The sequence below is a fragment of the Sphingobacterium faecium genome (genome assembly GCF_003054045.1).
In the GTDB taxonomy this organism is placed as follows: domain Bacteria; phylum Bacteroidota; class Bacteroidia; order Sphingobacteriales; family Sphingobacteriaceae; genus Sphingobacterium; species Sphingobacterium faecium.
Map to the genome: position 1 here is coordinate 174493 of NZ_QBKH01000007.1, position 12529 is coordinate 187021.

Genomic DNA, 12529 nt, shown 5'->3' on the forward strand with positions numbered 1-12529 from the left:
TATATCTCGATCAAATCGGTTTATCTCAAAAACACGCACATTTTATTCATATAAATCATTGTTCTTCAAAAGCTCAAGAACACATGCACACCATATACAATAAGTTGCTCTTGCGCTTTCTATGGGGAAAAAAGTAAGATCAATCCTATTATTAAATATCATAAACAGATGACACAAAAAAGAAGCCTCCGTATGCAGGACATACAGAGGCTTCTCCAATCTTTTATTTTAACACTGCTATTCTGCGCTCACAGAGAATTCTGCAGCAGAAGCAAAGTCTTGTCCGTTTTGAGAACTTAATGCTGTAAAACGAATAAAACGCCCTTTTACTGACTTTATCAATGTGACCGTTTTCGGTTTTCCATTATTTTCAAAATTTCCTTCCGCGATAGGATCACTCCAATTTTTACCATCACTGCTTATTTGCAATTTATACCCTTTGATATTACCATTACCACCACCTTGACGCGGAGTATACGTAAATGCTTTGATGGTTTTAATGGCATTCGCATCAAAATCAATCCAATGTGGATATTGCGCCACTGTAACCGAATACATCGAGTGCCATATGGTACTTGGATCACCATCTAATACATGAGAAGCTTCGCCCTCTCCCGTTTCTTCACTGGAGGCAAAAACGACCTGCATCGGGATACTTTCAATCTTAGGAAACTCAAAAGAAGCTTTCAATTTTTCATTTCCCTGAGCCCAAGCGGTCACGATACCGCCCTCACGTAAGTTGACAGGAGATTTGAATAGTTGTGGTTTCCCTTTACCAATAGTATAGTACAATGCTGCAGATGCCTGCTCACTTGCGATATGTAAATCACCGTTACGACTTCTCGAAACTGAGATTGGCATATCCCCAGCTAGAGAGACTTGAGATTTTTGACTATAATCTTGTTTGGAGACAGGACGAATGATAAATCCAAATGATGTTGATTTAGCTTTAACACGATCTTGCTCCAATGGAGGTCCTTGTCCACAACTATTTCCACCTAAACCAGTAACTGCAGCATCTACATGCAGATGTGTGCCCGAGCTTTTTGGTAATTTATAGGGGTGACTCGCTAACGTTAATTCCATCTCACTCCAAGGTAATGCAGAAGTTGACATATGATCTTTAGCAATAAATACCACACCACTTCCAGCAGCATCTGTTAAAGCAGTCCAACGCACCTCTTCATTATTGCTCATACTTTGAGGATTCGGCCATGGAACAAATTGATCTTTAACGGTGCTCTTATGCAGTTCAATATGTTGTGCAGTTTTACGATCTGCATAGTTATTGATAGGACCTCTTCCGTAATAGGTGTAGTTGCTATATTGTTCAGGTAGCTGTAGGCTATAACCTAATCTAGCCAGCGCAAAAGTTTCATCATTAGAAGTCACGTTTGCCGCTAATTCGAGCGAACCATCTGGGTACACTGTCCACACCTGATTCGTTGTAAACTTAAAGTCATGAGCACCAAACGGTCTATCTTTATGTTCTTCAATCGTGTAAGTACCAGAAGTACCACCATGGATCGTCGCCGCATGGGGAGCTTGAGACTCGACCATAAACGACAAGACAATCGCTCCATCCGGTCTTGTGTACATCGAATTGGATAACGCTTTATGTTTTAGATTATGCAGCCCTTTTTGAAACCATTGTTGGTAAGCCCAATTATCATTATCGACAGGCGCACGGAAAGCATCTAATTTAGGACCTTCTCCATCACGAATCACTTGTTTGCCGGCATAGGTCAAGCTATATATACTTCCATTTTCAGTATCAAATTTGATGATAAAATCAGTGCCTTTAACAACTTTTAGTTTTTGTTCATCAACAAGATGCAATTTACCTTTAGTCTGGACCTCAGCAATGGATGATCTTCCTGTCGCTGCTTTTACAAGCAACTGTTCCTCCATTTGTACATATCCTTTAGGAGCCCATAATTGATCCTTAGCCAATAAGAACTGTACTTTAACAAAGTATTCCGACTGCTTGTTGAATTTTTCAATATCCAAAGGTAAGGTAATTACCTTTTTCTCACGTGCAGCAATTACATCACCTTTCCATACTGGCATAGGTTTTTGCACCTCTACCCCATTTTCATATAAAGACCAAACGATATCATAATCAGCCAAAGAAGTAAAATAGTTCTTATTAAAGATCTCCACTTTACCCTGTATGATATCAATAGCTTTTACACCTACGTTCTGGTACACTTTCTTCACCTCATAATATTGCGGTTTAGGTTTCATATCAGCGAAAATCAATCCATTATTGACAAATGTGCCATCATTTGGCTTATCTCCAAAATCACCACCATAAGCCAGGAATTTTTCACCAGATTGTTTATCATAATAATACATCGCTTGATCGATCCAATCCCAAGTTGCACCCCCCATAAAGAAATTAGTCGACTCAATGGCTTCCCAATAATCAATCAGATTACCTGATGCATTTCCCATCGAATGCGCATATTCCGAAATATGGAAGGGGTACTTCATCTTGAACTGCCCTTTTACTGCCTGACGCACCCATTCTATGGAAGGATATTGGTTAGAACCGATATCAACAATACTGTTATTTCGTTCATATTGAACAGGCCGCGAAGTGTCAAATTTTTTAATCGCATCATATGCCGCTACAAAATTGTTTCCAGGACCAGCCTCATTTCCTAATGACCATAATACAATGGAAGGATGATTTACATTGGCATGGATCATCTCCAAATTACGCGCGACGTGAGCATTCTTCCACTCAGGAGGATGTGATAGAGAAGCATCTCCATAATAGTATTCATGACTTTCAATATTAGCTTCATCTTCCAAATAAATACCATACTTATCACAGAGATAATACCAATAAGGATCATCTGGATAATGCGAATTACGGACATGATTGATATTCGCTTTTTTCATTAAGATGATCTCTTTTTCCATCTGTTCATGAGTCACCACTTTTCCTTTCTCCGGATTAGACTCATGACGGTTGACACCTTTAAGTTTTACAGTCTTACCGTTTAAATAAAAATAACGACCTGCCAATCCAAACTCATCGTCTGAAGCTTTGGTATCTTTGATTTCTACTTTGCGGAAACCAACATAAGTTGCAGTTGTTTCTAGTATTTTATTTTTACTATCCTTCAATTCAGCGACCAAGGTATACCGATATGGACGCTCAGCTGACCATTTGTTTGGATTATCAACCTGCAAAATTGCTTCCACAAGAGATGAGCTATTGGGATTCACATCGACAATACGAGTCGAAACCAGATTGGCTTGAATAGCCTTGTTCGCATCACTATACAACTCATTTTCATATAAACTATAGGCTATTTTAAGTCCTTTCACTACCTTTTTGTCTTTATTTAGAATTTCAGACTTAATAGCCAGTGTTCCATGCTGATAGTGGGCATCCAGATCAGGAATAGCAATTAAATCACGGATTTGAACCTTTGGTTTTGATGTCAACGCAACGGTTCTAAATATGCCTGGTAGTCGAAACATATCCTGTGCTTCTATAAAAGAAGCATCTGAATTACGATAAACTTCCACAGCAACCACATTTTCACCTTTCTTATTCAAATAATCCGTGATGTTGAAAGAAGCCACATTACGTGAGTTTTTGGAAAAGCCGACATATTTTCCATTGATCCATAAGTAAAAAAATGAATCTACTCCATCAAAATTAATATAGATATCACGACCATCCCAATTTGTAGGTACCGTAAACGATCGTCGATAGGATCCAACTTCATTGCGATATATATAAGTTGTCCAATGTTTTGGAGGAGTACGCATCACCCCGCCGCGCCAATCATCCACCTTTACCTGATGTTGAAATATGACAGGTTGGTTGACATAAATAGGCACACCGTACTTGAGTGTACCATCCTTTTGAATGCCCGCAATGTTCCAACTCATCGGCACACCGACATTATCCCAAGAGGAAACATCAGTTTTAGGATCAAAAAAATTCTTAGGCCTTTCATCCGGAGTCTTTACCCAATTAAATTTCCAAGTACCATTGAGTGATTGCCAATATGAGCTATTTTCAGGTAATACCTGACGTGCACTATGCGCATCTTGGAAGGAGAAAAAATAAGCATGTGGCTGTTCTTTATTGAGAGCCAGATCTTGTGGCGATTCCCACTCTTTCCCTGTAGGGATAGTCTCGACTCCATAACGAAACCCTACAATCGGATCTCCGATTTGTGCGTTCGATTGGAAGGTCGATGCGAATAAAACTGTCATTACACAGCTGATCCGCATAGATAATGATTTGATCATATTGAATTATTAAATAGAGGTTGTATACAAAAATATAAGCAATATAATGAAATACAAGTCGCTACAATTAATCATTCGATTGCGTAAAATTTCTATGTATAAACGGAACTGTTTCAGTTACTTCAAAAAAATAGCTAGAAAATACGGATCAAACTAAAGGGGCTTGCTATCCAATGTAATCTTCACTCATACCAAAACGCTCTTTTTTTCGTTTAAAAAATTTACGCTTATCAAAAAAAAAGAGTAGGTTTGGCCTGAAAGTAGAATGGTTTTTTCTACGAAACATCATAAATATTAAACTCGTTGGGTTACTATTAGTTATATTAAGGTATTAATAGGTGAGTAAGATCAGTAAATCAAATAAGCTCCAGAGTGATGAGCAAATCATAGCCGGTATTCAATCGGGTAGTAGTATTGCACTAGATGCGATATATGAATTATACTACCCCTCTATTGCCCACATGATTTATCAAAATAACGGAAGCGAAGATGAGGCAAAAGATATCTTTCAAGAAGCAGTAATCGTGCTTTACGACAAGATTTCAAAAGGTAATTTTGAATTAAGCAGTAAGCTTAAAACTTATCTTTATTCGATTTGCAGAAGACTTTGGCTTAAGCAGTTAAATCGTGCAGGTTTTGGTTCAGTAGACATCCGAGGTTACGAAGATTCGCTACCAGATAACGATGATATTGAGCAACATCAGGAGCTTGATAAAAAGTTTGATCAAATGGAACATGCCATGTCCCTTTTAGGAGAACCTTGCAAAACCATCCTTCATGATTTTTATATCCAAAACCGCTCGATGCAGGATATCTGCGAGAAGTTTGGATATACGAATACGGACAATGCCAAAACTCAAAAATATAAATGCCTGCAAAGATTGAAAAAACTATTTTTCACGCAGTAACGAAATAGCATAACAAACAATGAGTATGATGAGTCAACAAGAATTTTTTGAATTAGCAGATCGCTATCTCAGAGATGAAATGGTAAAAGAAGAGCGTTCTTCTTTTGAATCTTTCTGTGCAGAAAATCCTTCTTTCTCGGCACAACTAACGCAACACCGTGAATTTCTTAATAATTTGAAAGAAACTCAAGCTCGCGTAGATTTTAAGCAGCAACTTGCACAAACTGCTAAAGGATATCATCAATCCCACCATCAAGCTCAGGTGATCCCGATGAAGCAAACAAAAATTGTTTCTTTATGGGCCAAATTGAAAGCAAGTTCACTTGTAGCAGCAGCTGTAGCTGTAGTAGCCGTATTTTCAACACTATGGATTTCAGGCTATTATAAAAACATTGATAAAGCCAACACAGACTATAGTGCATTAAAACGCGATATGAACAATGTGAAGAAAGATGTCAATGAACATAATGCTGCACTTAAAAGTATCAACAATAAGTCTACTAAAGCAAATGAAGCCTCTGCTAGCCAATTTGGAGCCACAGGTTTTATGGTTTCCAATAACGGTTATGTGGTTACAAATTATCACGTAGTAAGTGGTGCCGATTCTATTTACTTACAAAATAATAAAGGAGAATCTTATAAAGCACAAGTGATCCATTCAGATGCAGCCAATGATTTAGCGATCTTATTAATAGAAGATGTTAATTTTAAAAGAGGTAAGGCCCTGCCTTACACGTTTAAAACAGGAGCTTCTGATTTAGGAGAAGATATTTACACCATAGGCTTCCCTCGTGATGAGGCAGTTTATGGTCAAGGATATTTGAGTTCTGCCACAGGATATGCCGGCGATACCATCGCATATCAAATCTCAATTCCGGTGAATCCCGGAAATAGTGGCGGTCCAGTTATGGATACAAAAGGAAATGTTATCGGAATCATCTCCGGTAAACAAAGAGGCATCGATGGAGCTGCATTTGCGATCAAAACAAAATCAATCTTAAAAGCTTTAGATGAAATTCCTGCAGACTCCCTACAAGGACAGGTAAAATTAAATAAGAAAAACATGCTTTCTGGTCTTTCACGAACAGAACAAATAAAGAGATTACAAGATTATATATACATGGTTAAGGTGTATTAATTGCGATCAAGCATACCAAGAAAAAGGGATCAATATTTATTATTGATCCCTTTTTTAATGAATGACTGCCCACCCCTATAAGTTTGGTTGCGGGGTCGTTCTTAAGTAAGGTTTAATCTCTTTGAAACCCTTTGGAAATTTCGCCGGAATATCTTCTGTTTTTATAGCCGGAACCACAATTACGTCCTCACCATGTTTCCAGTCGGCTGGTGTTGCTACTGAATAATCAGCTGTTAATTGTAGGGAATCGATCACACGTAAGATTTCATCAAAATTACGTCCCGTAGATGCAGGATAAGTTAATGTCAACTTGATTTTCTTATCTGGCCCAATTATAAATACCGAACGTACTGTAACTGTAGCAGAAGCATTAGGATGGATCATATCATACAATTCAGACACATGTTTATCTTCATCAGCAATAATCGGAAAATTAACAGTTGTATCCTGTGTTTCGTTAATATCTTCAATCCAGGCCAAATGGTCTTTTAATGGATCTACACTTAAGGCAATAGCTTTCACGCCTCTTTTGTCAAACTCTGATTTTAATTTTGCTGTACGCCCTAACTCAGTAGTACATACAGGTGTATAGTCTGAAGGGTGAGAAAAAAACACAACCCAACTATCTTGAATATACTCATGGAAATCAATATCTCCTATGGTTGTCTGCGCTTTAAAATTTGGCGCTTCATCTCCTAATCTTAAACTCATATCTATTTTTTTTAAGTTATACACTATATACTCTACAAATATAGTAGATTTTTATTCATAACAAAGTCAAAGCTTATTTTTTTACAATAGTTAACAAAAAATTATATGTTTTTATTATGCAAGCATAATAAAAAATAAGTATATTTACTTACAAACCATTACCAATGTACACATTATGAATTTTGAATTAAACGAAGAATATAAAATGATTCAGGAGGCTGCACGAGATTTTGCGCAGCAAGATTTAAAACCTGGTGTAATAGAAAGGGATGAAAAAGCAGCATTTCCTTATGAGCAGATCAAGAAAATGGGCGAATTAGGTTTCATGGGCATGATGGTCTCCAGCCAATATGGCGGTGCTGGTTTAGATGCATTAGCTTATACCCTAGTGCTGGAAGAAATTGCTAAAATTGATGCATCTGCCGCTGTGGTTATGTCGGTTAATAATTCTCTTGTCTGTTATGGACTTGAAACTTACGGCACGGAGGAGCAAAAAGAAAAGTACTTAAGACCATTAGCCAGCGGTGAAAAACTAGGTGCATTTGCCCTATCAGAACCAGAGGCAGGATCTGATGCCACCTCACAACATACAACAGCAATAGATCAAGGAGATCACTATGTGTTGAATGGTACCAAAAATTGGATTACCAATGGTGGAAATGCCGACATCTATCTCATCATAGCTCAAACCCATCCTGAAAAAGCACATCGAGGAATTAATGTTTTGATTGTGGAAAAAGGGATGCCTGGCTTCACTATTGGCCCAAAAGAAAATAAATTAGGAATACGTAGTTCAGACACACATTCACTCTTATTCTCAGATGTCAAAGTGCCCAAAGAAAATCGAATTGGAGAAGATGGATTCGGATTTAAATTTGCCATGAAAACATTAGATGGCGGAAGAATTGGTATTGCGGCACAAGCTCTGGGTATTGCTGCTGGAGCTTATGAACTTGCTCTCGCATATGCTCAAGAACGTAAAACTTTTGGCAAACCCATTTCTGATCACCAAGCGATCCAGTTTAAACTCGCTGATATGGAGGTTGAAATAGAGGCGGCAAGGCTACTCACTTATAAAGCCGCTTGGACCAAAGATCAGGGATTGCCGTATAGCAAAGAAGCTGCTATGGCCAAGCTTCATGCCTCAGAAGTCGCCATGAAAACAAGTATTGAAGCGGTACAAATACATGGAGGTTACGGATATGTAAAAGAATATCATGTAGAACGGATGATGCGTGATGCAAAAATAACACAGATCTATGAAGGAACTTCTGAAATACAACGATTAGTTATTGCACGAGAAATCCTAAAATAATCATATAAAGGGAATGAATTGTTCCCTTTATATGATTCAGACCGGACATCACACCTCTTAAAAATTACTTTTTAACTGACAACAATCCCGATGTGCTGAATTGTTTTATGCAAGTTTACTCGCTATTGTTGCTAAATAGCCATAATCCTCAAAAGCAAAATTTGAGGTCTCCTGCATCACATAATTTAACAACAGCTTAGCTTTGAGCAGTAAAGTTTGCTGTTCCGCTATATCGTGACTTTTTAGTCCATCGTGCATCAATAACAGAGCAAGAGGCCTTATCTGTTCTACATCCAACTCCTCTTTCACGTAGTTGATTAAAGCCTCATCCGTTACTGTTAGAAAAAAAACACGGCTTTTCTTAAAAAACTCATCATAAGCTTTATCAAAAACAAGGGAAGATGATTTATCAAAAACATGCTGTTCATCGACAAGTAATCTCAAAAACTTACCCATTTCATTGGTCCAATTCAACAATGAATTACTTTCAAATCTTATTCCCATACTATCTTATTTGTCCATTACCCGTTACATACCATTTTTCCGTCACTAATTTCTCCAACGCAAAAGGTCCCCTCGCGTGAAGCTTTTGTGTAGAAATACCGATTTCTGCTCCTAAACCAAACTCTCCACCATCTGTAAATCTGGTGGAGGCATTCGCGTATACCGCAGCAGCATCCACAGCATTCATAAATCGTTCCAATTTTTCAGCATCATTAGAAACGATACATTCTGAATGTCTTGAAGAGTAAGTCGCAATATGCCTCAAGGCGTTATCAAGCCCATCCAATACTTTTATGGAACATTTTAAATCTAAAAACTCACGTCCAAAATCAGCATCGTCCGCCTTTTGCAAATAAGGATACTTCAGTTGCTCCAAAATAACATAGCTTTTCTCATCCGCAAAAATCTCCACTTGTGCTTTTTGAAAAGGAATAATGATACCATGAAGAAAGGAATCTGCAATCTGCTCATCTAATAATACCGTATCCAATGCATTACATACAGATGGTCTAGATATTTTAGCATTAGCAACAATAGCTATAGCTTTGTCAATTGTAGCAGATTGCTCCACATACGTATGGCACACCCCTGCCCCTGTCTCGATAACCGGAACTTTAGCATGAGCGCGAACAAAATCAATCAACGATTGTGAACCCCGCGGTATAATGATATCTACATACTTCGTTGCCGTTAGCAATTCCTGCACAAATTTACGATCAGTCGGAAGAAGCTGGACAATATTGGGATTCAACTGATTTTTAAGCAGTACCTGCTGAATGATTTCAATTAATACACTATTGGTATGAAAAGCATCAGTGCCTCCCCTTAACAAGCACACATTACCAGATCGTAGACATAATGCCGCAACATCGATCGTCACATTAGGTCTTGATTCATAAATGACAGCAACAACCCCTAGAGGAACAGCCTTTTTTTCCAACAGTAATCCATTTTCCAATATCCGCTTGCTTAATAGTTGCCCGGATGGATCAGGAAGCTGAGCGACATCTAAAACACTTTTAGCTAATGCTTGTATCCGATCTTCATTTAGAATCAATCGGTCTCTTTTGGGATCATTGATATCTACTAATTGCACATCCTTCTCGTTTTCCAAAAGAATAGCCTCAACGTTCTTCAGTAGTGCATCCGCGAGATCCTGTAAGACTAGCTGCTTCTTATCTGAATCCACTTGATTGATGTCTCGAGTAGCAGCCAATGCTCCCTCTAATTGTTTTGTGATATTTTCCATACTATAACAATACGATATCATCAGCATGAGCCAATACGATATCTGTTCGCTTTTCTTTATCTATTAAATCGCCAGCATCCCATTTTGATTTCGCGACAGCAACAATATTTTCTGTCTCATCAAAAACCTGAAAAACTTCTCCTGCCTCAAACGGCTGTACCACGTCCTTTACACCGACTAACAGCAGACTTTTCCGCTGTAATAATGCTTGTACTGCACCCTGATCAATAATGACTTTTCCCTTAATTAAACTACCGCTTGCCAGCCATTTATTGCGCGAAGAAACTTTCTTTAGCTGAGCCAAACATATAGTTCCCGTTTCACCCTTTATTGCTTTCAACAATGCATTTTCAGTTTGCATACTAAAGATCACCGCCCGAATACCCATCTGATTAGCCAAGCGAGCAAAATTCAATTTAGAAGTCATACCCCCCAAACCTACTGAAGATTTATCTGTACGCGCTAATGAAAGCGCTGCCTTATCAATCACTTTCAATTCGGGAATAACATTTCCTTTTGCATCCAAAACCCCAAGTACAGAAGTACTAAATAAGATTTGTTCAGCACCAAATCCAACCGCAATTAATGTTGCAAGTTCATCATTATCAGAAAATTTCAATTCTTTATTACTGACCACATCATTCTCATTCGCCACAGGAATAATATTATTTTTCCATAACGTCTCATAAGTGCTTTTCAATTGTACAAATTGATTCCTATTGGCAAAATGCTGGCGTTCACATAAACTTTGAGCCAATGCAATTTTAAAGGGTTTAAAATAAGTACTATAGAGTTGTAATAACAGCGGATTTCCAATTGCCGCAGCCGCTTTGCGCTCAGACAATGTTCCAGCATAACGTGTCAAAAACTTTTTACCAGCTGCAACAGCACCTGATGAAACCAGAACGATATTATAATAAGGCTGTAGTTGAGCAACTTGTCTTGCAATTTCTAATAGTGTTCGTTCATCTACTTCTCCATCCGAAGTAGTAATGGAAGCCGAGCCAAACTTGATGACAATTATTGGCTTTTTCATGTATATATTTTGTTTAGTTGATTAGGTGTTAACTTATTCTTATAAAAATAATGAAGCCTTTTGACAAAAGAAAGGTTTATGAAAAATAATCGACCAAATAAGTATATTTTCTATGGTACAGTTTATGTAGGAATACTTACAATTCAAACACCAACATTATGAAACAATCACTCAATATGGTTATGGTTGCTACGGTTATGTTTATGTCTTGCCAATCCGAGAACAAACAAGCAACACAATCTGCGCAAACTCCAGTAGTTGGTGCAGACAAAGACGCTCACGGTTGTATAGCAAGTGCAGGCTATACGTGGTCCAGCTTAAAAGATAGCTGTGTACGTCCCTTCGAACAAATACAATTGGATATTATCGATAATAAAGAAAGCTATGAAACAGCGGCATTCCTAATCGTTGACGAAAAGAAACAAGCGGCAGAAGTTTTCCTAAAAGAAAGCCCTGAAAGCATCGTCCTAAAACATGTCCAAGCATATGAATATGAAAATGAAGATTATAAATTGATACAAGATCAACATTGCTGGACCCTGATTAAAGGAAATCAAAAACTTTATAAAGAAAAACCATAAACATAAAAGCCAGATTACTCTGGCTTTTATGTTACTTTTTATGCAAAGAATAACTCAGTCCAACAGAAAAAACACCATTTTTAACTTCCTTAGAGGTATTTGGACTGATATTACGCAGACCTAATTGGTACGCCATACTGAGTCCAATCCCGTAATTAGACTTAAATCCCCAAGAAAAATTAATACCGTAATCTTGTTTCTTAAAGTCTCCCGATTCATCATCAATCTTCAAATCATATTCCCCTAAAATACCGTCATACTTTCCACTCAAAGCATATCCCAAGTAGGGGCCAGCTCCAGCATACACCTGTCCAACTCCTATATTTACATTATAGATGAAATTAACAGGTATGTTTAGTGCCAAAAGAGTTTCTTTTGACCAAACATTCTCATTAGCATACTTACTCTGCCCACCTTGTCCACCAATCAACACCTCAGGTTGCACAGATAAACCACCAATAATAGGCAGCTCTACAAATGCTCCGGCTTGAACAGATGATAATGATTTTGCATTGAAAGTAGTTGCATACTTCTGTGTAGTATGTAGTGATGATGTAACATAGTTAATCTTAACACCATATTTTGGTTTCCAGGACACCTTTTCTTGAGCCACAGCAAACCTACATGTGCCCATTAAGCACAAAGACAGAAAATAATATTTAGTTTTCATTTACGATAGATTGTTTAATCATCGCAAATATGTATTTTAAATATCCTTAAAATAGACTATTTTACATTGTTTAACAAAGTTTAAACTTCGTTAACATATATTAATATTGATTAACAAATCACAGCATTAATCCTAT

At 37.6% G+C, this 12529-nt stretch carries 10 protein-coding genes; 4 read left to right on the forward strand and 6 right to left on the reverse strand.

Translation table 11 applies throughout. From position 1 onward, the window contains the following. Positions 1-237 precede the first annotated feature (237 nt). Positions 238-4281 (reverse strand): glycoside hydrolase family 2 TIM barrel-domain containing protein, encoded by a 4044-nt coding sequence (locus tag C8N37_RS19585; RefSeq protein ID WP_108160508.1) that lies wholly within the window; start codon positions 4279-4281, stop codon positions 238-240. A gap of 338 nt (positions 4282-4619) precedes the next feature. On the opposite strand from C8N37_RS19585, the gene C8N37_RS19590 reads away from it, so the two are divergent. Beyond that, positions 4620-5189: an RNA polymerase sigma factor gene (locus tag C8N37_RS19590; protein ID WP_108160509.1), complete on the forward strand. Its 570-nt coding sequence runs from the start codon at positions 4620-4622 to the stop codon at positions 5187-5189. Positions 5190-5214: 25 nt separating this feature from the next. Continuing rightward, positions 5215-6327 (forward strand): trypsin-like peptidase domain-containing protein, encoded by a 1113-nt coding sequence (locus C8N37_RS19595; protein WP_244914484.1) that lies wholly within the window; start codon positions 5215-5217, stop codon positions 6325-6327. Between the two features lie 75 nt (positions 6328-6402). Here C8N37_RS19595 and C8N37_RS19600 read toward each other — a convergent pair whose 3' ends face one another. Beyond that, entirely contained in the window at positions 6403-7038 is a 636-nt protein-coding gene (locus tag C8N37_RS19600; protein ID WP_108160511.1) for a peroxiredoxin, read from the reverse strand. 175 nt (positions 7039-7213) lie between these two features. Between C8N37_RS19600 and C8N37_RS19605 the strand changes: the two genes are divergently transcribed. Next, the gene (locus C8N37_RS19605; protein ID WP_108160512.1) at positions 7214-8353 is read left to right on the forward strand and encodes an acyl-CoA dehydrogenase; all 1140 of its coding nucleotides are present in this window, start codon (positions 7214-7216) and stop codon (positions 8351-8353) included. Between the two features lie 105 nt (positions 8354-8458). On the opposite strand, the gene C8N37_RS19610 is transcribed toward C8N37_RS19605, so the two are convergent. From C8N37_RS19610 to proB, 3 genes are read right to left on the reverse strand one after another with little or no spacing between them, the layout of a single operon-like run. Then, positions 8459-8857 (reverse strand): hypothetical protein, encoded by a 399-nt coding sequence (locus C8N37_RS19610; RefSeq protein ID WP_108160513.1) that lies wholly within the window; start codon positions 8855-8857, stop codon positions 8459-8461. Between the two features lies 1 nt (position 8858). After that, entirely contained in the window at positions 8859-10106 is a 1248-nt protein-coding gene (locus tag C8N37_RS19615; protein WP_108160514.1) for a glutamate-5-semialdehyde dehydrogenase, read from the reverse strand. Position 10107: 1 nt separating this feature from the next. Then, entirely contained in the window at positions 10108-11142 is a 1035-nt protein-coding gene (proB, locus tag C8N37_RS19620) for a glutamate 5-kinase (RefSeq protein WP_108160515.1), read from the reverse strand. Between the two features lie 158 nt (positions 11143-11300). On the opposite strand from proB, the gene C8N37_RS19625 reads away from it, so the two are divergent. Continuing rightward, positions 11301-11723 carry a hypothetical protein gene (locus C8N37_RS19625; protein ID WP_108160516.1) on the forward strand — a complete coding sequence of 141 codons (423 nt, stop codon included), beginning with the start codon at positions 11301-11303 and terminating at the stop codon, positions 11721-11723. A 31-nt stretch (positions 11724-11754) separates the two neighbouring features. Here the strand turns inward: C8N37_RS19625 and C8N37_RS19630 are convergent, their stop codons facing one another. Beyond that, complete coding sequence (locus C8N37_RS19630; protein WP_108160517.1) at positions 11755-12393, reverse strand: outer membrane beta-barrel protein; 639 nt, start codon at positions 12391-12393, stop codon at positions 11755-11757. Positions 12394-12529 lie beyond the last annotated feature (136 nt).